Origin of the sequence: Serratia proteamaculans (assembly GCF_004684015.1) — a bacterium.
Lineage (GTDB): Bacteria > Pseudomonadota > Gammaproteobacteria > Enterobacterales > Enterobacteriaceae > Serratia > Serratia proteamaculans_F.
In genome coordinates this window covers 255,935-281,131 of sequence record NZ_SRIA01000001.1, presented here as the reverse complement: position 1 = coordinate 281,131, position 25,197 = coordinate 255,935, and the positions used below count along the sequence as shown (strand labels likewise).

The following is a 25,197-nucleotide window of genomic DNA, read 5'->3' as shown; positions in this document are numbered from 1 at the left end:
CCATCGGGCGGCTTGCGACATACTAATTTTTAAACTGCCGGGGGTTCATCACCTTCGTCTTCTTCTTCCGGCTGCGCACGACGCTTACCCGTGTAGAAGCGGGCAAAGAACACACCCACTTCAAACAACAGGTACATCGGGATCGCCAACAGAGTCTGAGAGAACACATCCGGCGGGGTCAACAGCATACCAACCACGAAAGCGCCGACCAGAACGTAAGGCCGTTTCTTTTTCAGATCTTCCGGTGAAGTGACGCCACTCCAGCACAGCAGAATAATGGCAACCGGTACCTCAAAGGCCACGCCAAACGCCATAAACAGCGCCATGACGAAATCGAGATAGTTATTGATGTCGGTCGCAATCATCACCCCGACGGGCGCGGTCTTGGCAAAAAAGCCGAACGCCAACGGGAACACGATAAAGTAGGCAAACGCCATACCGAGATAAAACAGCAGACTGCTGGAGACCAGTAACGGCATCATCAGGCGGCGTTCATGCTTGTATAACGCCGGTGCGATAAAGGACCACACCTGATACAGGATCACCGGTGCAGACACAAACACCGAGACGATCATGGTCAGCTTGATCGGGGTAAAGAACGGTGAAGCCACGTCGGTGGCGATCATGCTCGCCCCGGCGGGCAACTGCTTGATCAGCGGCGCAGACACCAGTTGATAAATGTCATTGGCGAAAAAAACCAGCACCAGGAAGACTCCCAGTATGCTGATAATCGAGTTTAACAACCGCTTACGCAGTTCTATCAGATGACTGATAAGGGGTTGGGTATCTTCAACAGCCATGTTTTAACGATCGCCACTAGGTTGGTGAGACGCTGGGGTTTTATCCACAACAGGTTCTGGTTTTGCCTGAACGGCCGAAGCGACCGGCTGTTTAACCGGCTCGACCACGGGTTGTGCAACCGGCGGCGCTACCGCAACGACCGGCTCCGGCACGGCAGCCGGGGACGATGCCACGGCCGCAGCTTCTGCCGGCGTCACGCCGTCATGAATAGCTTCAGGATCGGTGACCAGAGGGTTATGGATGGTGTGCGCAGGTTCGGTTTTGTTGTCACTGTCGCCCTGATAAGAACGTTTCAGCGATTCCGCCGCGTCTTTCAGCTCATCCATTGACGCCTTCAGCTCCGGCGACAAATTCTGCATGCCCGCCTTCTCTACCTTTTTCAGACTGTCCTGCAGTTCCTGCAGCTTCAGCTCCTGAGAAAGTTCGTTCTGCACCGAAGCCGCCAAGGAACGCAGCGCGCGGATCCAGCCCGAAACTGTTCTTACCGCAACCGGCAACCGTTCCGGCCCGAGTACCACCAGGCCGATAACCAGAACCAGCAACAGTTCACTAAACCCAATGTCAAACACGGTTTATACCTGCTCTTTGTTCTTCGACTCTTCCGCTTTCACTTCCGGCTGCTTATCGGTAATAGGCTTGGCCGTGAAGTCAGCGTCATCCAGGCTGCTTTTCTCAGCCGTGTTGGTCGGCGGCGTATTTTCATCGCCGATCGCCTTTTTGAAACCTTTGATTGATGCACCGAGATCAGAGCCCAGCGTACGGAGCTTTTTGGTACCAAACAGCAGCACCACGATCACTGCGATGATCAACAATTGCGTAATACTAATACCGCCCATTGCAATTACCTCTATTTTAAAAGGGTTTTTCCAAAATCCGTCGCATTATACGGCAGATTTTACCAGAGTTTCGAATCAATTCAGGCGGTTCGCTTCCAGCCAATCACCCAGGATACGATACCGGCCGCTATCAGCCACGCGGGGAACACTTCAACATCCCCCAGCAGCAAAATCGTACCGCTTACTAACAGTGTAGCGCCAACACCGAACAAATAACGCGATTGCCCCTGGCGAACCCGCTGGGCCTGCATCTGATTTGTCAGTTTATCAACGCTCTGTTGCAACAGTTTATGCTGCTGCAGGCTATCGTAAAATAATTCAGGCAGTTCGGGCAGTTTCTCGGCCCAAAATGGCGCTTTTTCTTTCAGTGCGCGGATCACTGCCGGTATACCGACCTGATCGCGCATCCAACTTTCCAGAAACGGCTTCGCCGTGGTCCACAAATCCAGCTGCGGATAAAGCTGCCGGCCCAGACCTTCAACATACAGCAAGGTCTTCTGCAATAACACCAGTTGGGGCTGCACTTCCATATTGAAACGGCGTGCGGTATTGAACAGGTTCAACAGCACGTTGCCGAACGAAATTTCCGACAATGGCTTTTCGAAGATGGGTTCACACACCGTGCGAATAGCGAATTCGAAATCTTCCACGTTGGTGTCGCGCGGGACCCAGCCAGAATCTACGTGCAGCTCTGCGACCTTGCGATAGTCACGATTGAAGAAGGCGATAAAGTTTTCCGCCAGATAGCGTTTATCGTCTTTGTTCAACGAGCCGACAATACCGCAGTCAATGCCGATATAGCAGGGATCTTCAGGATGCTCATAGCTGACAAAAATATTACCGGGATGCATGTCAGCATGGAAGAAGCTGTCGCGGAAGACCTGGGTGAAGAACACCTGAACCCCGCGTTCGGCCAACAGTTTCATGTTGGTGCCCTGCTTTTCCAGCGTTGGGATATCCGAAACCGGAATTCCGTAAATGCGCTCCATGACCAATACGCTTTCGCGGCAGTAATCGGAATAAACCTCCGGCACGTACAGCATCGGGCTACCGTCGAAATTACGGCGCAGCTGGATGGCGTTGGCCGCTTCACGCAGCAGGTTCAACTCGTCCAGCAAGGTCTTTTCGTATTCGCGCACCACTTCACGCGGACGCAGACGGCGACCATCCGGCATCAGCTTTGGCACCCAGGCCGCCAAACGATACATCAGGCGGACGTCAGCCTTGATAATCGGCCGGATATCGGGCCGAATCACCTTCAGCACCACTTCCTGCCCGGTCGTCTTTAGCCGTGCGGTATGTACCTGAGCTATCGATGCCGAAGCCAGCGCCTGCTGGTCAAAATCATCAAACCAGGTTTCCAGCGGGCCGCCCATCGCCAACTCAATATGCTTACGTGCCAGTGCACCATCGAAGGGGGCAACCCGGTCCTGCAACAGAGTCAACTGATCCGCAATCTGTGGTGGGAACAGGTCACGACGGGTGGACATCATCTGGCCAAACTTGATCCATACCGGTCCCAGTTCCTGCAAGGCCAAACGCAGACGTTCACCCAGCGGTTTATCTGCATGGCGGTTTGGCATCCAGAATAGCAGACGGCGGCCCACGCGCAGCGGCAACGTCAAGCGCATCTGGGGGATCAATTCATCCAGGCCATAGCTGAGAAAAACGCGGACGATCAAATACAGGCGGCGTAGTTCGCCAGGGGTCATCGTTTACCCTCCAACTTGTCCATGCGAGCAATCAGCGCTTCGAGGCTGCGAACGGTGGCATCAACTTCCTCGTTGAACCACACAACTTCCAGTGGGCCTGGCGCCACGCGCCACTCTTCCGTCAGTGTTTCCGCTACATAATGCTGTTGACGCTGGAAGCCTGTTTTCAGCAGGTTAGCGCCCTTACCGAGCGCCTGCGTAATCCCCTGCGCGGCAATATCGCCGATGTAGGGGGCCAACCATTCAGCCGGATCCCACTCCGCCAGATCGAGCAGCCCAACCAGTTGTTGAACCACCTGAATATCCCCTTCGACAATCAGCTCACCGCTGCGCATCAATGGCGAAAGTTGCTGGCGATCCCGCAGCTTCAGCAACACCGAGATGCGACTGCGTACCGTGCAGTCGGCGGTATCTTCAGACTGACCAAGCACATCGACACGCTGCTCACTGAACAGCAACACCAGCGGTGAGGAAAGCTCCTGCAATTCAATACGCAAGACCTTACCTGCCAGGCGCAAACGGGCGGCTTTCATGCTGCGATCGCGGAACAGCAGGCTATTGAGCGATGTTTCCAGCACGCCGGTCAACAACGGGGTTAACAGCATCGGCATGTCCATATCAGAACTTGAAGCCACGATGCAGGGCCACAATGCCGCCGGTCAGGTTAAAATAGGTCACGTTGTCAAAGCCGGCAGCCCCCATCATACCCTTCAGGGTTTCCTGATCGGGATGCATGCGGATCGACTCAGCCAGATAGCGGTAACTTTCCGGATCCTTCACCACCAGCTCACCGATTTTCGGCAGCACGTGGAACGAGTAGGCATCATAGGCTTTACTTAGCGGCGCCAGCAGCGGTTTGGAAAACTCCAGCACCAGCAAACGGCCGCCCGGCTTAAGCACGCGGAACATGGAACGCAGCGCTTTGTCTTTGTCGGTCACGTTGCGCAGGCCGAAGGAAATGGTAATGCAGTCAAAATAGTTATCCGGGAACGGCAGCGCTTCGGCATTGGCCTGCACATAGTTGACGTTGCCGATAATGCCGCGGTCACGCAGCTTCTCGCGCCCCATCTTCAGCATGGAATCGTTAATGTCCGCCAGTACCACCTGCCCCTGCTCACCGACCATGCGGGAGAACTTGGCGGCCAGGTCACCGGTACCCCCGGCCAGATCCAACACCCGCTGCCCACGGCGAACGCCGCTGCAGTCAATGGTAAAACGCTTCCAGATACGGTGGATACCAAACGACATCAGGTCGTTCATCACGTCATACTTTGCAGCTACCGAATGAAAAACGTCTGCCACCATGGCCTGCTTCTCGTCTCTAGCTACGGTGCGAAAACCGAAGTCGGTGGTTTCCTGCGGTTGATCTGCCATTGTCCTGCCTGCTATTCAGTCAATTTAGTGTGGATGAGTGTACCAGAACCCTACGCAATACCCCACCTCGCCGCGGCTGTCATGCCTGCGATGCGGAGCGGGGTTCCTCTGCGGAGTCGTCGTCTTCCGCCCCGGGCAACGCGTCAACTTCATCGTCACCCGCCGTCTCGAATTCTTCATCATGCTGCGCACTGGCCTGCTGAGCCAGCAGCGGGTTAATCGGTCTTTTCACCTCAACCCCCAACGCGCGGAACCCCTCGGTCTGGCCGATAAGATTACCACGGCCTTCACTCAGTTTATTCATCGCCTGGCGATAACTCCCCTGGGCCTTGTCCAGGCTCTGCCCCAGCGCCGACATGTCGTCAACAAACAGCCGCATTTTGTCATACAACCGCGCCGCTCTGTCGGCAATGCGTTGGGCATTCTGGCTTTGATGCTCATAGCGCCAAAGGTTGGTGATGGTACGCAACGCCACCAGCAAGGTGGTCGGACTGACCAGCATGATGTTGTGTTTGAGCGCTTCGCTGATCAGCTCCGGCTCACGGTCAATGGCCAGCAGGAAAGCCGGCTCGACCGGAATAAACATCAGTACGTAGTCCAGCGAACGCAGGCCGGGCAACTGCTGGTAATCCTTGCGTCCCAACAGGCGGATATGGCCACGCAGCGAGCCAATATGCTCACTCAGCGCCGCCTCGCGTTCCACTTCATCTTCACTGTTGAAGTAACGTTCGTAGGCCACCAGCGACATTTTCGCATCGATGACCACGTCCTTCCCCTGGGGTAAACGAACGATGACGTCCGGCTGCATACGGCTCTGATGATCCAGCCGCACATTGACCTGGGTTTCGTATTCGTGTCCTTCGCGCAGTCCGGAAGCTTCCAGAACCCGACTTAGCACCACCTCGCCCCAGTTACCCTGAGTTTTATTATCCCCTTTCAGGGCCTTGGTGAGGTTAATCGCCTCGCGTGCCATTTGTGCATTGAGCTGCTGCAGGTTACGTATTTCGTGGGTCAGCGTATGGCGTTCACGCGCTTCCTGACCAAAACTGTCCTGCACCTGGCGGCGGAAACCATCGAGTTGCTCACGCAGCGGCAGTAACAGGCGGTCCAGGCTTTGCTTATTCTGCTCGTCAACCTTGCGTCCGCTGTGTTCAAAAATGCGGTTGGCCAAATTTTCAAACTGGGTGGTGAGACGCTGTTCGCTGTTAATCAACAGACGCTGTTTTTCTTCTGCCGCCATACGGGTTTCTTCCAGGCGGATAGTCACCTCACGCAGCTCGGCCTCCTGAGCGCTGTTAACCTCACGCTGGGCGCGCAGTTCCTGATTCAGCAACTCGCATTCGTTACGCCAGTGATTGAGCTGTTGAAGTTTTTCGTGCCCTGCGGCCAGCTGGCTGTGCAAATTACGCAGTTCCAGATCGCTCTGCCGCATTTGTTGCTCATTACGCTGCAGCGTTTCTTGCCGGGCTGTTGTCTCCTGCTGCGCCTGTTGCAGCGATTGTTCCAGCAGCCGTAGCTCGGTTTCATGCTGTGCCTGCGTCTGCTGCACACGCAAACTGGCGATTAGCCACCCCAGCAGCAGGCCAATTGCCACCCCGCCCATACCGTAAACCAAACTGGTATCCACCCTGCCTCCTGTTACACCTGACCGTTCCGGCGTTTTATGCGCCTGTTGCCCGTCACGTTAAGGGGATGCTGTATGGATGTCCAGTCTGTTTTTGCCCCAACGGCTCAAAATTGCGAAACGCTACGCAAGTCAGACCAGAACTAGCCAAACCACTGGCTTAACCACTTGATGCCAAACGCCCCCGGCGCGAGAATGCCGAACGCCCAGATCATCGCCGAAGTGATATTCGCGACCTGGAAATAACGCTGGGGCATGCCGCAAATGCCACCAACCAGCGGCACCACGGCACGCAACGGGCCGAAGAAGCGACCGATGAAAATGCCCAGTACGCCCCAGCGTTCAAAGAACGCATGGCCACGCGTCAGTAGCTGTGGATTGCGAGAAAGAGGCCACATATGCGCCACCCGGTCTTGATAGTGATAGCCAATCCAGTAAGAGAGCCAGTCGCCGAAAAAGGCTCCGGCAGCGGCGGCAACCCAGATAGGCCAGAATGCAATGCCGCTTTCGCCAATCAAGGCTCCCAGTGCCAGCAAAATCACCGTGGCCGGCAACAGCAGCGACAGAAACGCCAGTGATTCGCCGAACGCCAGGAAGAAAATAATCGGGATGGCCCAGGCTTCATGCTGCCGCACGGTGTCGCTGACCCAGTGGATAATGTCATTGAGGCTCAATATGGGCTCCAGATGCGGGATTTATAGCCCCAAGGATACGCAATGCCGGCCGGGGTCGATTAAACCCCGGCTAAACACCCATGCAGTTTACTCGAGGTAAAACGCCTGCAGCGCTTCACGCTGATTTTGGCCCAGGCCGTACTCGGCTTCCAGCCAGCGATCGGTTGAACCGTATTGGTCACGGATGCAGCTCAGGGCGGTCATCAGGAATTCTTCGCGGGCGCTGAGCACATAGGCAAATTGCCCCAGAGCCGAGGCACTCAGGCGAATCGACAATTGATCCAGCATTTGTTCGCGGAAGGTTGCCAGCGTGGTTTCGGTCAGCAGGTAATCTTCTACCACCGTCGCTTCATCAGCCCCCAGCGCAAACAACACCAGCGCCGATCCTATCCCGGTACGGTCTTTACCTACCGCGCAGTGCTGAACGATGGCGCCGTTACCGACATTACTCAGCAACTGGGTCAGCTGTTTGTACGCCGCATTACCGAAAGGCAACCGGCGGTACAGTTCCAGCATAAACGCCTGCGCGTCGAAACCAGCCAAAGTTTCACTGGTCAACTTTTCCAGGTTGGCATTCACTTCATTGCTCAAAGGATTGGCCGGGAAATGATGGTAATCGGCACCGCGCCACAGAATGTCCGGCTTGGCCTGCACTTCATCGGCATCCCGGTAATCGAGTACCGAACGCACCGGTACACCGGCCAGGAAGGTGCAGTCGTCTTCGGTCAGACGCTCCAGAGAACCGGAACGGAACAACAAACCGCGCTTGATACGGCGGCCGTCGGCGACGCTGTTGCCGCCAAGATCGCGAAAGTTAATGCCGCCATCAAGCGGCGCCAATGAAGGATGAAGCAGGATCTGGGCGGTCATAAACGTCCTCGCTGTTATTGTCTGAAAAAACGCAACCTGTAAGCAGCGGTAAAGCCGGGCTCAGCGGGTAAAGAGGCGGCCAGAAAGATGGCGCTGATGAGGTTAACCGTAACAGATTACGGCTGAATGGAGAAACGGGCCGCGTCAGCGACCCGTTGAAATGCGAGATAATTACAGCAGGCGGCGCGCCGCATCAACCACGATCTGCACCGCTTTGCTTTCGGTGTTTTTCATGGTTTCTGCGTTCGGGATTTCCTGCTGGGTGCGGTTAACAATCACACCGGCAACCATACCGGCACGCAGGCCCTGGCTGGCACACATGGTCAGCAAGGTAGCGGATTCCATTTCATAGTTCATCACGCCCATCGACTGCCATTCTTCCATTGAGCCTTTGAAGCGGCTGACGACGCGGCCGGAGAAGGTATCGTAACGTTCCTGGCCAGGGTAGAAGGTATCGGAAGACGCGGTCACGCCAATGTGCGTGGTAGCGCCGGCAGCCTTGGCGGCTTCGACCAGTGCCGTGGTACAGGCAAAGTCGGCCACGGCCGGGAACTCCATCGGGGCGAAATGCAGGCTGGCACCGTCAAGGCGAACCGCCGCGGTGGTGACCAGAACATCGCCGACATTGATATTCGACTGGATCGCACCGGTGGTGCCGATACGCAGGAAGGTACGGATCCCCAATTGCGCCAGTTCTTCAACGGCAATAGAGGTAGACGGGCCGCCAATGCCGGTAGAGCAGACGATCACCGCCTTGCCGTCCAGCTCTGCGCGCCAGGAAGTAAATTCACGATGGGAAGCCAGATGCACCGGATTTTCCATCAGCTTGGCAATTTTCTCTACGCGCTGTGGATCGCCAGGAACGATGGCAAGCAGGGCCCCTTGTAAATCGTTTTTAGTGAGGCCGAGATGAAAAACGTCAGATTGGGACATGCGAGACTCCTCATGGATCATGTTTATTGGGAGGAACAAAAAAGTACTCTACTGAAAATTGCCACGCAATTTCGTGACAACCATCACTATGAATAAAGAAACAGAATGCAATCTACATAGTATTTGTGATTAACATCACAAAAACCAAGTCAAAAGTCGATATGAACATCTCAGATGCCCCAAGTCTAGTCGACAAAATGCACCGCTGTTTTTCAACCTCGCTGTTGAGTACAGGAGCTGATTTCCTGATGAAACTATTTACATCGGAACAGAAAATAACCTTATTTTATCGGTGACTTAGCCACAATAAAGGGAGGTAACGCACCTTATGGTATTAATGCAGGTCAACATGCGTAATAGCATGATAAAAAGACAACAAAAATGCGCTAAAGCCAGATAATTATTCGTTTTTTACAGACTTGGCCGAAAATGCTCCCCCCGGTGCCAATAACGGGTAATCTTTCCTATAGTTAATCTCAGCGCTTTTCTCGATTGCACGGAGACCGCAATGAAAACCGATCAAGTGATGACATTAAAACAGGCCCAGGGGGGATTCACCCCGGCCGTTACACCCTTGGCTGCTTCAACCATTCTCACCGACGAACAAGGCATTCATGCCGGGGAAACCACCATTCCCTCGCAGGGTGACAATCTGCCGGCCTATATTGCCAAACCTGCCGATAGCAGCGGCCCCTTCCCGGTGGTGCTGGTGGTGCAGGAGATTTTTGGCGTACATGAGCACATTCAGGATGTGTGCCGTCGCCTGGCCAAACAGGGCTATCTGGCGATAGCACCGGAGCTGTATTTCCGCCAGGGCGATGCCCGGGATTACACCGACATCAGCGAACTGTTCCAAAAGCTGGTGCTCAAGGTGCCGGATCGCCAGGTATTGGCGGATCTGGACCATGCCGCTCATTGGGCCACACGCCACGGCGGCGATGCCGGCAAGCTGGCGATTACCGGTTTCTGCTGGGGCGGGCGTATTAGCTGGCTGTATGCGGCACATAATCCGCAGTTGAAAGCGGCTGTTGCCTGGTACGGTAAACTGGTGGGCGAAAAAACGCTGAACTCGCCAAAACAACCGATCGATGTCGCGACCCAACTCTCTGCGCCGGTGCTGGGATTATATGGCGGACAGGACACCAGTATCCCGCAGGATACGGTGGAAAGCATGCGTCAGGCACTGCGGGCGGCCAACGCTGATGCCGAGATTCTGGTCTATCCCGACGCCGGCCACGCCTTCTATGCCGACTACCGGCCAAGCTATGATGCAGAAGCAGCCGCCGACGGTTGGCAACGCATGCTGACATGGTTCGCCCAACACGGCGTGCCGGGCGTGAAATAAACCTCACCTCACGGCTGCCTGACCAGGCAGCCGCTTGCGACATAAAAAAGGGCGCCGAAGCGCCCAGAATAATCACATCAAAACATCATTGCCCAAGGGTGGCAATCAGGCCTGCTGCTCGCGCAGACGCTGTGCTGCCAGCACCATGTTGGCCAGCGACTGACGGGTTTCCGGCCAGCCACGGGTTTTCAGGCCACAGTCCGGGTTAACCCACAGGCGTTCTGCCGGGATGTTCTGCGCGGCTTTACGCAGCAGCGCTTCAATCCATTCCACGCTTGGCACGTTTGGCGAGTGAATGTCATACACGCCCGGGCCGATTTCGTTCGGATATTCGAACTCTTTAAAGGCTTCCAGCAAATCCATATCGGAACGCGAGGTTTCGATGGTGATCACGTCAGCATCCAGCGCTGCGATCGAATCCATGATGTCGTTGAACTCGCAGTAACACATGTGGGTGTGGATCTGAGTATTATCCTGCGCCACGGCGGCATTCAATTTGAACGCGCCCACCGCCCAATTCAGGTAGGCAGCCCAGTCGGATTGACGCAGCGGCAGACCTTCACGCAGTGCCGGTTCATCAATCTGGATGATGCCGATACCGGCTTTTTCCAGATCTTCCACTTCGTCACGCAGCGCCAGGGCGATTTGTTTGGCAATCACTTCACGGGTCACGTCTTCACGCGGGAATGACCAGCAAAGAATGGTCACCGGACCGGTCAACATGCCCTTCACCGGCTTGTCGGTCAGTGACTGGGCATACTTCGCCCACTCTACGGTGATCGCTTCCGGTCGGCTGATATCGCCGATGATCACCGGCGGTTTTACGCAGCGGGAACCGTAGCTCTGCACCCAGCCGTTTTGGGTGAAGACGAAACCGTCGAGGTTCTCACCGAAGTACTCGACCATGTCGTTACGCTCGGCTTCGCCGTGCACCAAGACGTCCAGGCCCAGACGTTCTTGCTCAACGATCGCCTGTTTGATGTGTTCGCTAATGCTGGTGCGGTAGTTGTTGCTGTCCAAACGCCCCTGTTTGAAGTCCAGACGCAAACCGCGAATTTCGGTGGTTTGCGGGAACGAACCGATAGTGGTGGTCGGCCAGGCCGGCAGATTAAAGCGTTCGCGCTGTGTCTGAGCACGCTCGGCGTAAGGACGCTGGCGTTCGCTGTCCTGCGCGGTAATCGCAGCCAGACGTTGACCCACCTGGGCATTATGCACACGGCTGGAGTGACGACGGGCACGGATGGGCGCACTGTAGGCGTCCAGTTCAGCCTGTTTTGCTGCACCCGGTTCGTTTAACGCCGCACTCAGCAATGCCAGTTCGCCGCATTTTTGCAGGGCGAAGGCGAACCAGCTTTTCACCTCTTCGTCCAGGCGAGTTTCCACGCTCAGATCGATCGGGCTGTGCAACAGTGAGCAAGAGGTGCCGATCCACAATGGGCGGCTGCCGACGAACGGCTGCAGGCGCTCGAACCAGCTGCTCAGATCGGCGCGCCAGACGTTGCGACCGTTGATTACCCCCAGTGACAGCAGCCACTCTTGCGGCAGCGCTTTATTCAATACCGCGATATCATCGCGACCACCAACCAGGTCAACGTGCAGGCCCTGCACCGGCAACTGTCGAAGGGTATCAAGGTTGTGGCCAACGCTATCAAAATAGGTGGTCAGCAGCAGTTTTACCTGGCCCTGCAGCGCGTCATAAGCCGGTTTGAAGGCGTTCAGCCACGCCTGCGGTAATTCCAGCACCAGCGCAGGCTCGTCGATCTGCACCCATTCAACACCGCGTTTTGCCAGTTCGGCCAGCACCTGCTGGTAAACCGGCAGGATATCGTTGAGCAGCGACAGGCGGTCAAACGGCTCACCCTTCACTTTGCCCAACCACAGGTAAGTGACTGGCCCCAGCAGCACAGGCTTGATTTTGTGGCCCAGCGCCAGCGCTTCGTCAACTTCGTCCAGCAGTTGAGTCCAGCACAGTTTGAACTGCTGGCCCTTATGGAATTCAGGCACTATGTAGTGATAGTTGGTGTTAAACCATTTGGTCATTTCTGCCGCTGCCGCCGGTTCACCGGTCGGTGCACGGCCACGGCCAATACGGAACAGCTGGTCCAGATCAATTGAGCCATCCGCATTCTGATGACGCGCCGGCACGTTGCCGAGCAGCAAACTGGTGGTCAAGACATGATCGTACCAGGCGAAATCGCCGACCGGCACCAAATCCACTCCGGCCTGCTGTTGCTGTTGCCAATGACGAGCGCGCAGCTCGCGGCCAACGGCCAACAGTTCTTCCTGCGTTGAGTTACCTGCCCAGTAGCTTTCCTGAGCTTTTTTCAGTTCACGTCGTAGCCCAACGCGAGGAAAACCCAGTGTGTGATTTAGAATTGCCATCGTCATATTCCCCATTTAGCCGTCCAGATGTTTACACATCCATAATCCGCAGGTACTGTATTAACCACAAGCGCAATTTATTCACTGTCACTGTGAAGGACTCTCATGATCGAACTGAAACACTTACGGACGCTGCAGGCTCTGCGCAATACCGGTTCGCTGGCGGCCGCGGCTGCTCAACTCCATCAAACGCAGTCTGCTCTTTCGCATCAGTTCAGCGATCTGGAGCAGCGCCTGGGCTTCAAGCTGTTCGTTCGTAAAAGCCAACCGCTGCGCTTTACCGCGCAGGGAGAGATCCTGTTACAGCTGGCAGAGCAGGTTCTGCCGCAAATTCAGCAGGCATTGCAGGCGTGCCACGAACCGCATCAAGCCACGCTGCGCATTGCCATAGAATGCCACAGCTGTATTCAGTGGCTGACACCGGCGCTGGATAACTTCCGCCAGAGTTGGCCACAGGTGGTGATGGACTTTAAGTCCGGCGTCACCTTTGATCCGCAGCCGGCGTTACAGCAAGGCGAGCTGGATCTGGTGCTGACTTCCGATATTCTGCCGCGCAGCGGTCTGCATTATTCACCGATGTTTGATTTTGAAGTGCGGCTGGTGCTGGCGCCGGATCATCCGTTGGCCAGCAAGTTGCACATTGAACCTGAAGATTTGATCGATGAAACGCTGATGATTTATCCGGTACAGCGTCAACGACTGGATATCTGGCGTCATTTCCTGCAGCCGGCAGGCATCAGCCCAGCGCTGAAAAACGTCGATAACACCTTGTTGCTGATCCAGATGGTGTCGGCGCGGATGGGGATTGCGGCGTTACCGCATTGGGTGGTGGAGAGTTTTGAGCGCCAGGGGTTGGTGGTGACCAAAACCCTCGGCGATGGCCTGTGGAGCCGTTTGTATGCCGCAGTTCGCGATGGGGAACAGCGCCAGGCGGTAACCGAAGCCTTTATCCGTTCGGCACGCCAGCACGCCTGCAATCATCTGCCGTTCGTCCGTGACGCCGCCCGCCCAAGCGCCGGCGTTGCCAGCGTCAAACCGTTGGCCTCACAGCCCTGACGACCAGGGCTGTCTGCGCTTGGGCAGCCCGGTTTATTTACTGATTATTTTGGGTGCCACCCAACGGCGATGCACCCACAGCGAAGCCACAATCACCGCCCCACCGATAATAAAACTTGGCCAGTGCGGCTGTTGCTGCCAGATGGCCAGATTCACCAGCAGCCCGGCAGGCACATGCATGTTATTCATGATGCCCAGCGTACCGGCGTCCACCTGCGTGGCACCATAGTTCCACATGAAATAGCCCAACCCGGAAGCTACCACGCCCAGCCACACCAGAATGCCCCATTGCAGGTTGGTGGTCGGCAACTGTTGCGGGTTGCCCCACAGGCACCAGGCCACCACCGCCACCACCAACGCGCCCAGATAGAACCAGGAAAACGCGGTGTGCTGTGGCAACGGATGCACTTCCATCAGACGCTTATAACCGACCATGCCAATGGCGAAGCTGATATTCGCCGCCTGCACCAGCAGCAGTCCCAACCAGAAATGCTCGCTAAGCTGATGGTAACGGATGATCGCCGCCCCCAAAACGGCCAGCAACGCACTGAATACGTAGCTCCAGCGCAAACGCTGTCCGCTGATCAGGTCATAAATCAGCGTGACGTACAGCGGCGTCAGCACGGTAAACAGCAGGAATTCCGGCACCGTCAGGTACATGTAGGCACGGAAGCTGAACAGGTACATGATGCCGAGCTGGCAAGCCCCCACCAGCATGTACAGCAGGATCACCTTTGGCTTGATATTGCGCCAACGCAGAAAAGGCAGGAACACCAATGCCGCCAGGCCAATACGCATCAGCACCGAGAACCAGCTGTCGACCTGGCCCGCCAGATATTCGCCAATCAGGCTGAAAGAGAACGCCCACAAAATGGTAGTAATCACCAGAAGCAGCACGATGAGTTCACCCTAAAAATTCACAAAGGGCGATTGTAACGGAAGGCGGGATAGGGGGTGACGAAAAGGCAGTTTACATCTGTACAAAATACAAACTGTCGGCAAATTTTCACTGCTGAGTTAGTCTTAATAGAAAACAGGAGTCAATATCATGAAAAATTATCACCTGCTTTACGGCCTGTTGCTGCTGTCCGGGTTGGCGAATGCAGCCAACGGTGTCACCGAGCTCAGCTCGCAACAGCAGTTTCTCAACCAACGCAATCAGCAAGCGCAGCAGCAGCGCATGCTGAATAATCAGCAGTTAGACCAGCGCCGCCTGCAACAACAGCGGCAGCTCGACAACAACCAGCAGCAACTGCTTAAAACTTCGCCGAACGGCGGACAATTGCTGCCAAATGGCAACCAACCGCGCAATCCGTTCGATCGCACCACGCCTGCGGTACCTCAGGCGCCGCTGCCGACGCCGGTCAACCGAGGCTAGCTATTGGGAAAATCGGGGCCAATCAAATCTATTCGGTCAGTACAAATGCAGTCAACGCCCCAGTTTAGCAACAAGCGCGCCCGCGCCGGCTGGTTAACGGTATAAACCAGAATGCGTAATCCCGCCGCCTTCAGCGCTGCCACCCGTTCGGCGGTCAGTTCTTTATGGTTGATGTGTAAAGACACGCAACCCAGGCGTTCGGTCAGCGCCGGCCAGTTGTCATCCCACTGATCCAGCAACAGGCCGCGCGGCAATTCCGGCACGGTACGTTGTGCCGCTGCGAGCGCTTCAACCGAGAATGAAGACAGCAGCGGATCGGTCTGCCCCTGCCACAGCAGGCGTGCCGCCAGCGCCACGACCCGGCCGGTTTCGTCATCGCTGCCGGTGGTGGGCTTGATTTCAATGTTCGCCATCATGCCGTGCTGCTGGCAACGTTCCGCGACCTCCGCCAGCAAGGGTAAGCGTTCGCCTTTGTAGGCGGAGTTATACCAGTTGCCGGCATCCAGTTGCACCAGCTTGTCCCATGGCAGCTCGCCCGCCACGCCCCAGCCGTTGCTGGTGCGATCCAGGGTATCGTCGTGCAGCAGAAAAATTTGCCCGTCCTGCGCCAGCTTGGCGTCGAACTCAATCATTTTGTGGCCGTGACGTGCGCCCACGTCGATCGCCGCCAAAGTGTTTTCCGGTGCCAGGGAACCACCGCCGCGGTGGGCGACAATGTGTGGATAAGGCCAGGTTGTGGTCATTGTTCCATCCGTAATCCGCTATCGGTATCAAAAAAGTGCAGCGCCTGTGCAGGCAGATGCAAATATAGCGTGCTGCCTGCCGTCGGCATAGTTTCATGCGAAAGCCGCGCAATGACGCCATGGCCACCCCACTGCCCGTGCGCCAGATTATCCGCGCCCAGCAGCTCCAGCGTTTGCAGCACCAGCGGCACGCCACCCTGTTGCTCGTCAGTAAGTTGAATATGCTCCGGGCGAATACCGAGCGTCAACTGGCGACCGCCCCAGTGCGGCTTCGCCTGCGGTAAATTCAAGGCCATGCCGTCTGCCAGTCGAAGCTGGCTGCCATCGGCACTCAGGGTGCCCGGTAACAGGTTCATCGCCGGTGAACCAATGAAGCTGGCGACAAACAGCGACGCCGGGCGCTGATAGACCTCACTCGGGGTGCCAATCTGCTCCGCCACGCCCTTGTTCATCACGATCACCCGCTGCGCCAGCGTCATCGCCTCCACCTGGTCATGCGTGACGTACAGGCTGGTGGTTTTCAGCCGACGATGCAGTTGCTGTAATTCCAGACGCATTTGCACGCGCAGCTTGGCATCCAGGTTGGACAGCGGTTCATCAAACAGGAACACCGCCGGTTCACGCACGATAGCCCGCCCCATCGCCACCCGCTGACGCTGGCCGCCGGAAAGCTCACGCGGCTTACGCTGCAGCAAGGGTTCCAGTTCTAAAATGCGTGCCGCTTCTTCTACCCGCTGTTGGATATGCTGTTTGCCAAAGCCGCGAATTTTCAGGCCATAGGCCATGTTGTCATACACGCTCATATGCGGGTACAACGCGTAGTTCTGGAACACCATCGCAATGCCGCGGTCTTTCGGCTCCATATCGGTCACGCGCTGGCTGTCGATATAGATATCGCCGCTGGTGGTACGTTCCAGCCCGGCGACCATACGCAGCAGCGTCGATTTTCCGCAGCCGGACGGACCGACCATCACGATAAACTCACCGTCCGCCACGTCGAGATCGATCTGCTTAATCACCGGCGTTTTACCGTCGTAGGATTTGGTGACTGCCTGTAGTTTTAAACCTGCCATTTCGTTACTTCTCGCTATCAACCAGGCCGCGCACAAACCAGCGCTGCATCAGAAGAACCACCGCCAGCGGTGGGATTAAAGTCAGGATCATCGCCGCCATTACCTGATTCCACTGGGTCGGCGCGCCGGAGGTGGAGATCATGCTTTTGATGCCCGCCACCGCAGTGCCCATTGAGGCGTCGCTGGTAATCAGGATCGGCCACAGGTACTGGTTCCAGCCGTAGATAAAGGTGATGACAAACAGCGCCGCCAGGTTGGTCTTCGACAGTGGCAGCACGATGTCCCAGAAGAAGCGCATCGGGCCGGCGCCATCAATGCGCGCGGCTTCCAGCAGTTCGTCCGGCAAGGTCATAAAGAACTGGCGCAGCAGGAAGGTCGCGGTGGCCGAGGCCATTAACGGCAGCGTCAGGCCGGTGTAGCTGTCCAGCAGATTGAGGTTGGAAATCACCTCCACCGTGGGGAAAATACGCACTTCCACCGGTAGCATCAGCGTCATGAAAATCAGCCAGAAAAACAGGCTGCGCAGCGGAAAACGAAAATAAACGATGGCATAGGCCGACAACACCGATACCACGATTTTGCCGAAGGTAATCGCCAGCGCCATGATCACGCTATTGAGCAGCAGCAGCGAAAACGGCACTTTGAGGTTGCCCACTCCGCCCTGCCAGATATTGCTGATGTTTTCCCACAGGTGGCCGCCCGGGATCAGGGTCATCGGCACCTGGAATACCTGTTTGTCGTCCAGCGTGGCGGCTACAAAGGCCACATACAGCGGGAACAGCACCACCAGCACGCCGATAATCAGCATTACGTGGCTGAAGATATCCAGCCCGCGTCGATTCTCAATCATTGGTAACGCACCTTACGTTCGACAAAACGGAACTGGATCACCGTCAGGCCAATCACCAGCAGCATCAGGATCACCGACTGCGCCGCAGAGCTGGACAAGTCCAGACCGGCAAAGCCTTCACGGTAGATCTTGTAGATCAGTGTGGTAGTGGACTGCACCGGCCCGCCGCCGGTGGCGGCATCGATCACCGGGAAGGTGTCGAAGAAGGCGTACACCAGATTCACCACCAGCAGGAAGAAGCTCACCGGCGTGATTAACGGCAGTACCAGATTGAAGAAACGCCGCACCGGGCCGGCACCGTCGATGGCCGCCGCTTCCACCAGCGAACGCGGAATGGACTGTAATGCTGCCAGGAAAAACAGGAAGTTGTAGCTGATTTGCTGCCAGACCGAAGCCAGCACCACCAGGAACATCGCCTGCCCGCTGTTCTGTGCGTGGTTCCAGTTGTAGCCCAGTCCGTTAAGGAAATGAGTAATCAGCCCCAGACCGGGGTTGAACAGGAAGATCCACAGCACCGCCGCCACCGCCGGAGCCACCGCGTAAGGCAGGATCATCAGCGTCTGGTAAATCCGGCTGCCGCGCAGCACGTAATCCACCAGCGCAGCGAAGAACAACGATACTACCAGCCCGATACCCGCCACCAGGAAGCTGAAAATCAGCGTGGTGTAAAACGAATCTAGGTAGTAAGGATCCTGGAACAGCTGGGTAAAGTTATCCAGGCCGACAAACTGGCTGGACAGACCAAATGGATCGAGGCTCTGCACCGAATACCACAGCGCTTCGCCGGCGGGCCACAGGAAGAAGATTGCGGTGATCAACAGTTGCGGCAGCACCAAGACATAGGGCAGCCAGCTACAGCCGAAACCGGGACGGGAAGATGACATAGGGGTTAACCGTTAATGTGGGTGAAGGGCCGACTGAGCCCCTCACCCCGGCCCTCTCCCTTGGGAGAGGGGGTGAAATCGGTGTCGTTCGCCGGAACGGAGTTCCGGTTGACGCTACTTGGTCTGGGACTCGAAGCGACGCAGCAACACGTCACCGCGCTGCACTGCGGCATCCAGCGCCTGCTGTGGCGTTTTCTTGCCGGTCCACACGCCTTCCAGCTCTTCATCCACCACGGTACGGATCTGCGGCATATTGCCCAGGCGCAGGCCCTTGGTGAACGGTAATGGCGGCTTGTTCAGCATCTGGCGGGTTGCTACGTCGGCGCCCGGGTTCTTGTCATAGAAACCCTGTTGCTTGGTCAGGTCGTAAGCAGCGGTGGTGATCGGCAGATAGCCGGTCTTCTGGTGCCATTCGGCGGCAATTTCCGGCTGAGCCAGATACTGCAGGAACTCGGCGACCCCTTTGTAAGTAGCGGCATCTTTGCCGTTCATCACCCACAGGCTGGCACCACCAATGATGGCGTTCTGTGGTGCATTTTTGGCATCGGCATCGTACGGCATCATGCCCACGCCGTAGTTGAATTTGGCGTAGTGCTTGATATCCGCCAGTGAGCCGGATGACGCAGTAGTAATGGCGCAGTCACCGCTGTAAAACTTCTCGGTGGATTCGTCTTTACGGCCGAAATAGGTGAAGTCACCCTTCTTGTTCATCTCTTCCAGCAGTTGGATGTGCTTGACCTGCAACGGCTTGTTGAACTCCAGCTTGGCGCTGGTACCGCCGAAACCGTTGTTCTCGGTAGCAAATGGCACCCCATGCCAGGCGCTGAAGTTCTCGAGCTGGATCCAGCCCTGCCAGCCGCTGGCGTAGCCACACTTCATACCGGCAGCACGCAGCTTGGCGGTATCCGCCGCCAGTTCCTGCCAGGTTTTTGGCGGCTGGTCCGGGTTCAGACCGGCTTTTTTGAAGGCGTCCTTGTTGTAATACAGCACCGGGGTAGAGCTGTTGAACGGCTGGGACAGCAGGTGACCGCTCTTATTGTCGGTGTAGTAACCCGCCACCGTCGGCACGAACACCGACTCGTCAAAGTTGATACCAGCGTCTTTGAACACCTCATACACCGGCTTGATCGCCTTGCTGGCCATCATGGTTGCCGTGCCCACCTCGTACACCTGCAAAATTGCCGGTGCTTTACCAGAGCGATAGGCCGCAATGCCCGCCGCCAGGTTCTGTTCGTAGTTACCTTTATAAACCGGGACAATTTTGACGTCGGTGTGCGACTGGTTAAAGCGATCCGCCAGGGAATCGACTTCTTTACCCAATTCACCTTCCATTGAATGCCAGAATGGGATCTCGGTTGCCGCCAGTGCCTGAGTGCTGACCGCCAGGGTCAACGCAACGCACAGCGTAGTTTTGCGAATAGCGTAGGTGAGCATGCCTAACTCCTGAAAAAGCTGGTGTAATAAGCGCGTGAGCGAAAAGAATCAGTTTTTTGTTCGGAAGCTAACATGCCATGCTCGGATGACAGAAACATAACCATCAGATGACAGCCATGTGACGAGAGAGTGAAGTGCAGATTGCGGTTTGATGTCGGCGGCGAGGAAAAGTGCCCCGCCGCCGTGGGGATTACAGTGAACGACGCAGGCGGGCAACGGCTTCCTGCATCTGTTGCTCGGTGGCAGTAGCGAACGACAGACGGAAAGTCGAACGATCCGGGTTGTCAGAGAAGAAGTATTCCCCCGGCACGAAGACCACACCCTGTTGCAAGGTGGTTTTCAGCCATTCGGTGGCATTGAACGGCTGACGGAAACGCGCCCACAGGAACATACCGCCCTTCGGCATATCAAAGCTGATGTGGTCACCCAACTCTTGTTCCACCAGCCCGGCCAGGATCTCGCCCTTTTGCTTGTAAGCCGCACGGATCTTTTCGATCTGCGCCGGCAGACGATCCAGCCCCAGGTAACATTCGACGATGCTCTGCGACAGCGCGCTGGCGTGCAGATCCGCCGCCTGCTTGATGATCGCCACTTTATGCAGCAGGAACGGCGGCAAAATCGCCCAGCCCAGACGCAGGCCCGGTGCCAGGATCTTGGAGAAGGTTGAGGTGTAGATAATGTTATCGGTATGGCCCAGTACCTGCTGTGAAATCTGGTGCAGCGTGGCGTTGCGCTCCTCGGTAAAACGAAGTTCGCCGTACGGGTCATCTTCGATGATCAGGAAATTGTGCTCGGCCGCCAGTTTTACCAACAGTTCGCGGCGCGGCGCGCTCAGGGTAATGCCGCTGGGGTTGCCGAAGTTCGGCACCACATACACACCCTTGATGCGCTGGGTTTTCAGCAACTCGGCCAGTTCTTCGACCACCATGCCATCGCTGTCGGACGACACCGACATGATGTTGGCTTCCGCCAGCTCCAGCGTCTGTAACGCCGCCAGATAGGTCGGACGTTCCACCACAAACACGTCGCCCGGGTTGACGATGGCACGCATTACCAGATCCAACGCCTGCTGAGATCCTGCCGTAACCATCACTTCTTCGGCCGTGGCCGAAACACCACGCTGGGCGCACAGTTCACAGATGCGCTCACGCAGCACCGGGCTGCCTTCGGTCAAACCATACTGAAAAGCGCTTTTCGGCTGCTCAGTGATTGCCTGATGCGTAGCGATGCTCAAGCCTTCGAAATCAAACAAGGCATCAGAGGGGATGCCGCCCGCCAGCGAAATGACGTTTTCCATCTTACTGTGCTTGAGCAATTCACGAATTGCCGAGCTTTTTACTTTTACGATGCGCTGCGCGAGTAACCCTTCTGTGTTCATTTCTTCTTCTTCTCGTAATCGTTAAAAACTTTGTAGGGGCGCTGTACACTGCGCCCGAATCACTCGGGGCGAATATATTCGCCCCCTACAGCTTAGACGGGTATTTCAGCCGCCCAGATATGCCGACCTAACTGCTTCGTTTGCTAACAATGCGGCTCCCGTATCTTCCAACACCACGCGGCCGTTTTCCAGTACATAACCACGATCGGCCAGTTTCAGTGCCTGATTGGCGTTTTGCTCCACCAGGAAGATGGTCATTCCCTCTTCGCGCAGTTGCTCAATGATGTCAAAAATCTGCTGAATAATGATCGGTGCCAGCCCCAGCGAGGGTTCGTCGAGCAACAGCAACTTTGGCTGGCTCATCAGCGCACGGCCAATCGCCAGCATCTGTTGCTCACCGCCGGACATGGTGCCGGAACGTTGGGCACGGCGCTCCAGCAGGCGCGGGAACAGGCCGAACACCCGTTCGATACGCTGCTGATACTGCTGGCGGTTGGCAAAGAAACCGCCCATCGCCAGGTTTTCTTCCACCGTCATGCGCGAGAATACCCGCCGCCCTTCCGGCACAATCGCCACCGCCTCACGCATAATGCGCGAGGTCTGCCACTGGGTAATATCCTGATCGAGGAAAGTGATGCTGCCCTCGCTGGCACGGGGTTCACCGCACAGCGTGCCGAGCAGCGTAGTTTTACCCGCACCGTTAGCGCCGATCAGCGTGACTATCTCACCCTGCTTAATGTTCAGGCTGACCTGATGCAGCGCCTGGATTTTGCCGTAATGGGCGGATACCTGATTAAATGACAACATAATTTATTCGCCCAGATAAGCCCGGATCACGTCCGGGTTGTTACGGATTTCTGCCGGGGTGCCTTGCGCCAGCGGCGTGCCCTGGTTCACCACGTAGATGCGGTCGGAAATGCCCATCACCAGCTTCATGTCGTGTTCGATCAACAGCACCGACACCTTGTGCTGATTGCGCAGTTCGACAATCAGGTGATCCAGCTCGTCGGTTTCCTTCGGGTTCAGCCCCGCCGCCGGCTCGTCGAGCATCAGCAGTTCCGGTCGGGTAACCATGCAGCGTGCAATTTCCAGCCGCCGTTGTTGACCGTAAGCCAGGTTACCCGCCGAGCGGTTAGCCATCTCCAGCAGGCCAACCCGCTGCAGCCACACCGCGGCACGTTCCAGCGCATCGGCTTCGGCGCGGCGGAAGGCCGGGGTTTTCAGCAGCCCGGCAAAAACGCCGCTTTTCAGATGCTGGTGCTGCGCAACCAGCAGGTTTTCGATCACCGTCATTTCACGGAACAGCCGCACATGCTGGAAAGTCCGCACCACGCCCATGCGAGCGATGGTCTGGCCGGATAACCCTTCCAGGTGACGTTCGCGCAGTTTGATGGTGCCGCCGGTTGGGCGGTAGAAACCGGTCAGGCAGTTAAATACCGTGGTTTTTCCGGCACCGTTCGGGCCGATCAGCGAAACGATTTCGCCTTCATTGAGTTCCAGCGCCACGTTATTGACCGCCAGCAGGCCGCCGAAACGCATCGACAGCCCTTCGACCTTCAGCAAAGGTTGCATACTCATGCCTGTTCCCCCTTGCCCGCGTGGATATCCGCCGCTTTCAGTTTAAGCTGTGGTCGCTTCATCGGCAGCAGCCCCTGTGGTCGCCAAATCATCATCAACACCATCAGGGCACCCAGCAGCAACATGCTATATTCGTTCAAATCACGCATCATTTCACGCGACACCACCAACAAAATAGCCGCCAGGATCACCGCAAACTGCGACCCCATGCCACCCAATACCACAATCGCCAACACAAAGGCCGACTCGACGAAGGTAAAGGATTCCGGGCTGACAAAGCCCTGGCGCGCGGCAAACAGCGTACCGGCAAAACCGGCGAAGGCGGCACTGATGGTAAAGGCGGTCAGCTTGATTTTGGTCGGGTTAAGGCCCAGCGAGCGGCAGGCGATTTCATCTTCGCGCAGCGCTTCCCAGGCACGGCCCAGCGGCATGCGCAGCAGGCGGTTGATCACAAACAGCGTCAGTACCACCAGCAGCAGTGCCACCAAATACAGAAACACGATGCGATCGCTCGGATCGTATTTCAGGCCAAAGAAGTTGTGGAAGGTGTCCCAGCCGCCATCGCGCAGGCTGCGGTTGAACTCCAGCCCAAAGAAGGTCGGTTTCGGGATCTGGCTGATCCCGTTCGGGCCGCCGGTGATCTCGGTATTGTTCAGCAGCAGGATGCGCACGATCTCCCCGAAGCCCAGGGTGACAATCGCCAGGTAATCGCCGCGCAGTCGCAGCACCGGGAAACCGAGCAGGAAACCGAAGATGGCGGTGACGATGCCCGCCAGCGGCAGGCTTTCCCAGAAGCCGAGACCGTAATAATGGTTCAGCAGCGCATAGGTGTAAGCACCGATGGCGTAAAAACCGCCGTAACCCAGTACCAACAAGCCGGACAGCCCGACCACCACGTTCAGGCCCAGACCCAGCATCACGTAAATCAACGTCAGGGTGGCGATATCCACCGTGCCGCGCGACACCAGAAACGGCCAGGCGACGGCGGCAACAATGATCGCTGCGGCCAGCAGCTTCTGGCGCGCGGTGGTGCCATCAAAGCTCGGCAAGACGAATGACGGGCCGGAGATTTTTTTCAGCCCTTGCTGCATCAGCGGACGCAACAATTGGAAGAAAAACACGATGACGCAGCCAATGCCGATCCACATCCAACGGACTTCCGCCGCGCCATGCACCACCAGTTTGGTACCGTCGAGACTCAGCTGCATCCCCATCAGGAATGAAGCCATCACAAACAGCACCAGCGTGGCGATCAACGCGTTGAGCAGATTGAGTTTCATACCTTCTCAACCTCCGGACGCCCAAGGATGCCGGTTGGCATGATCAGCAACACCACGATCAGCAGCGCGAACGACACCACGTCTTTATATTCAGTGCTCAGGTAGGCCGAGGTCAGCGCTTCCGCCACGCCCAGTACCAGGCCACCAATCATTGCGCCGGGAATGCTGCCGATACCGCCCAGTACCGCCGCGGTGAAGGCTTTCATGCCGGCCATAAAACCGATGTAGGGGTTAATCACCCCGTAGAACTGCCCCAGCAGCACGCCGGCCACTGCCGCCATCACCGCGCCAATCACGAAGGTCAGCGAGATAACCCGGTCGGTATTGATGCCCAGCAGGCTGGCCATCTTCAAATCTTCCGCGCAGGCACGGCAAGCGCGGCCCATGCGTGAATAACGAATAAATATCGTCAGCGCCAGCATCGCCAGGAAGGTGACCCCCCAGATAATCAACTGCATGGTGGTGATGGTGGCGGCAAAACCGTTACTTTCGCCCAACACCCATTGACCGGTGACCAGGCTAGGCAGCGCCAGATCGCGCGAGCCCTGCGTCAGGCTGACGTAGTTTTGCAGGAATATCGACATCCCGATGGCGGAGATCAGCGCGATCAAACGCTTGGAGTTGCGCACCGGCTTGTAGGCCACCCGCTCAATGCTCCAGCCGTAGGCGCTGGCAATGACGATCGACACCAGGAACCCGGCACCAATCAGCAACCAGCTAACGTCGATGCCCACCATCATCAGGGCGGCAATAACAATAAAGGAGACATAGCTGCCGATCATATACACCTCGCCGTGGGCGAAGTTGATCATGCCGATGATGCCGTAGACCATGGTGTAACCGATGGCGATCAATGCATAGGTGCTGCCCAACGTGACGCCGTTGAACATCTGCTGCAGAAAATAGAGAACCTGCTCTGACATACTCTAACCCTTGGCTGCGAAACCTGAATGCGAAGAACATTCAGGTAAAGGGATACGGAGCCGGCAAGC

At 56.7% G+C, this 25,197-nt stretch carries 25 protein-coding genes; 3 read left to right on the top strand and 22 right to left on the bottom strand.

Features of this window, described 5'->3' with window-relative positions; genetic code table 11:
• Positions 1-29: 29 nt before the first annotated feature.
• The 10 genes from tatC to udp form a co-directional block, all read right to left on the bottom strand.
• On the bottom strand, positions 30-800 hold the full coding sequence (gene tatC, locus E5C26_RS01300; RefSeq protein ID WP_135314733.1) for a Sec-independent protein translocase subunit TatC: 771 nt from the start codon (positions 798-800) through the stop codon (positions 30-32).
• A gap of 3 nt (positions 801-803) precedes the next feature.
• The gene (tatB, locus tag E5C26_RS01295) at positions 804-1,370 is read right to left on the bottom strand and encodes a Sec-independent protein translocase protein TatB (protein WP_135314732.1); all 567 of its coding nucleotides are present in this window, start codon (positions 1,368-1,370) and stop codon (positions 804-806) included.
• Between the two features lie 3 nt (positions 1,371-1,373).
• Positions 1,374-1,637: a Sec-independent protein translocase subunit TatA gene (tatA, locus tag E5C26_RS01290; RefSeq protein WP_135314731.1), complete on the bottom strand. Its 264-nt coding sequence runs from the start codon at positions 1,635-1,637 to the stop codon at positions 1,374-1,376.
• 80 nt (positions 1,638-1,717) lie between these two features.
• Positions 1,718-3,349 (bottom strand): ubiquinone biosynthesis regulatory protein kinase UbiB, encoded by a 1,632-nt coding sequence (gene ubiB / locus E5C26_RS01285; protein ID WP_135314730.1) that lies wholly within the window; start codon positions 3,347-3,349, stop codon positions 1,718-1,720.
• Entirely contained in the window at positions 3,346-3,954 is a 609-nt protein-coding gene (ubiJ, locus tag E5C26_RS01280) for a ubiquinone biosynthesis protein UbiJ (RefSeq protein WP_135314754.1), read from the bottom strand. The genes ubiB and ubiJ overlap by 4 nt, the downstream gene beginning before the upstream one ends.
• Before the next feature lie 13 nt (positions 3,955-3,967).
• Complete coding sequence (gene ubiE / locus E5C26_RS01275; protein ID WP_012004718.1) at positions 3,968-4,723, bottom strand: bifunctional demethylmenaquinone methyltransferase/2-methoxy-6-polyprenyl-1,4-benzoquinol methylase UbiE; 756 nt, start codon at positions 4,721-4,723, stop codon at positions 3,968-3,970.
• A 79-nt stretch (positions 4,724-4,802) separates the two neighbouring features.
• Positions 4,803-6,350, bottom strand: a complete 1,548-nt coding sequence (rmuC, locus tag E5C26_RS01270; RefSeq protein ID WP_135314729.1) for a DNA recombination protein RmuC — start codon at positions 6,348-6,350, stop codon at positions 4,803-4,805.
• A 140-nt stretch (positions 6,351-6,490) separates the two neighbouring features.
• A complete protein-coding gene (locus tag E5C26_RS01265; protein WP_135314728.1) occupies positions 6,491-7,021 on the bottom strand; it encodes a DedA family protein in 531 nt (176 codons plus the stop codon).
• Between the two features lie 87 nt (positions 7,022-7,108).
• A complete protein-coding gene (locus E5C26_RS01260; protein ID WP_135314727.1) occupies positions 7,109-7,891 on the bottom strand; it encodes a tyrosine-protein phosphatase in 783 nt (260 codons plus the stop codon).
• A 171-nt stretch (positions 7,892-8,062) separates the two neighbouring features.
• A complete protein-coding gene (udp, locus tag E5C26_RS01255; protein ID WP_135314726.1) occupies positions 8,063-8,824 on the bottom strand; it encodes a uridine phosphorylase in 762 nt (253 codons plus the stop codon).
• 508 nt (positions 8,825-9,332) lie between these two features.
• On the opposite strand from udp, the gene E5C26_RS01250 reads away from it, so the two are divergent.
• The gene (locus tag E5C26_RS01250) at positions 9,333-10,169 is read left to right on the top strand and encodes a dienelactone hydrolase family protein (protein ID WP_135314725.1); all 837 of its coding nucleotides are present in this window, start codon (positions 9,333-9,335) and stop codon (positions 10,167-10,169) included.
• Positions 10,170-10,274: 105 nt separating this feature from the next.
• Here E5C26_RS01250 and metE read toward each other — a convergent pair whose 3' ends face one another.
• Positions 10,275-12,551: a 5-methyltetrahydropteroyltriglutamate--homocysteine S-methyltransferase gene (metE, locus tag E5C26_RS01245; protein ID WP_135314724.1), complete on the bottom strand. Its 2,277-nt coding sequence runs from the start codon at positions 12,549-12,551 to the stop codon at positions 10,275-10,277.
• 105 nt (positions 12,552-12,656) lie between these two features.
• On the opposite strand from metE, the gene metR reads away from it, so the two are divergent.
• Complete coding sequence (gene metR / locus E5C26_RS01240; RefSeq protein ID WP_135314723.1) at positions 12,657-13,607, top strand: HTH-type transcriptional regulator MetR; 951 nt, start codon at positions 12,657-12,659, stop codon at positions 13,605-13,607.
• Positions 13,608-13,640: 33 nt separating this feature from the next.
• Here the strand turns inward: metR and E5C26_RS01235 are convergent, their stop codons facing one another.
• A complete protein-coding gene (locus E5C26_RS01235; protein WP_135314722.1) occupies positions 13,641-14,504 on the bottom strand; it encodes a carboxylate/amino acid/amine transporter in 864 nt (287 codons plus the stop codon).
• 151 nt (positions 14,505-14,655) lie between these two features.
• On the opposite strand from E5C26_RS01235, the gene E5C26_RS01230 reads away from it, so the two are divergent.
• Positions 14,656-14,985, top strand: a complete 330-nt coding sequence (locus tag E5C26_RS01230; RefSeq protein WP_135314721.1) for a hypothetical protein — start codon at positions 14,656-14,658, stop codon at positions 14,983-14,985.
• Here E5C26_RS01230 and ugpQ read toward each other — a convergent pair.
• The 10 genes from ugpQ to livH all read right to left on the bottom strand — a co-directional run bounded on the left by ugpQ (position 14,982) and on the right by livH (position 25,128).
• Entirely contained in the window at positions 14,982-15,728 is a 747-nt protein-coding gene (ugpQ, locus tag E5C26_RS01225) for a glycerophosphodiester phosphodiesterase (protein ID WP_135314720.1), read from the bottom strand. The two genes, E5C26_RS01230 and ugpQ, sit on opposite strands and share 4 nt — an antisense overlap.
• A complete protein-coding gene (locus E5C26_RS01220) occupies positions 15,725-16,801 on the bottom strand; it encodes a sn-glycerol-3-phosphate import ATP-binding protein UgpC (protein ID WP_135314719.1) in 1,077 nt (358 codons plus the stop codon). The genes ugpQ and E5C26_RS01220 overlap by 4 nt, the downstream gene beginning before the upstream one ends.
• Before the next feature lie 4 nt (positions 16,802-16,805).
• Positions 16,806-17,651: a sn-glycerol-3-phosphate ABC transporter permease UgpE gene (ugpE, locus tag E5C26_RS01215; RefSeq protein WP_135314718.1), complete on the bottom strand. Its 846-nt coding sequence runs from the start codon at positions 17,649-17,651 to the stop codon at positions 16,806-16,808.
• Complete coding sequence (gene ugpA / locus E5C26_RS01210) at positions 17,648-18,535, bottom strand: sn-glycerol-3-phosphate ABC transporter permease UgpA (protein WP_012004705.1); 888 nt, start codon at positions 18,533-18,535, stop codon at positions 17,648-17,650. The genes ugpE and ugpA overlap by 4 nt, the downstream gene beginning before the upstream one ends.
• Positions 18,536-18,649: 114 nt before the next feature.
• A complete protein-coding gene (gene ugpB, locus E5C26_RS01205) occupies positions 18,650-19,969 on the bottom strand; it encodes a sn-glycerol-3-phosphate ABC transporter substrate-binding protein UgpB (protein WP_135314717.1) in 1,320 nt (439 codons plus the stop codon).
• 190 nt (positions 19,970-20,159) lie between these two features.
• Entirely contained in the window at positions 20,160-21,347 is a 1,188-nt protein-coding gene (locus E5C26_RS01200; protein ID WP_135314716.1) for an aminotransferase-like domain-containing protein, read from the bottom strand.
• A 105-nt stretch (positions 21,348-21,452) separates the two neighbouring features.
• The gene (gene livF, locus E5C26_RS01195) at positions 21,453-22,154 is read right to left on the bottom strand and encodes a high-affinity branched-chain amino acid ABC transporter ATP-binding protein LivF (protein WP_135314715.1); all 702 of its coding nucleotides are present in this window, start codon (positions 22,152-22,154) and stop codon (positions 21,453-21,455) included.
• 3 nt (positions 22,155-22,157) lie between these two features.
• Positions 22,158-22,925 (bottom strand): high-affinity branched-chain amino acid ABC transporter ATP-binding protein LivG, encoded by a 768-nt coding sequence (gene livG, locus E5C26_RS01190; RefSeq protein ID WP_135314714.1) that lies wholly within the window; start codon positions 22,923-22,925, stop codon positions 22,158-22,160.
• Complete coding sequence (locus tag E5C26_RS01185) at positions 22,922-24,205, bottom strand: high-affinity branched-chain amino acid ABC transporter permease LivM (RefSeq protein WP_135314713.1); 1,284 nt, start codon at positions 24,203-24,205, stop codon at positions 22,922-22,924. Before E5C26_RS01185 ends, livG begins: the two co-directional genes overlap by 4 nt.
• Positions 24,202-25,128: a high-affinity branched-chain amino acid ABC transporter permease LivH gene (livH, locus tag E5C26_RS01180; protein WP_135314712.1), complete on the bottom strand. Its 927-nt coding sequence runs from the start codon at positions 25,126-25,128 to the stop codon at positions 24,202-24,204. The genes E5C26_RS01185 and livH overlap by 4 nt, the downstream gene beginning before the upstream one ends.
• Positions 25,129-25,197 lie beyond the last annotated feature (69 nt).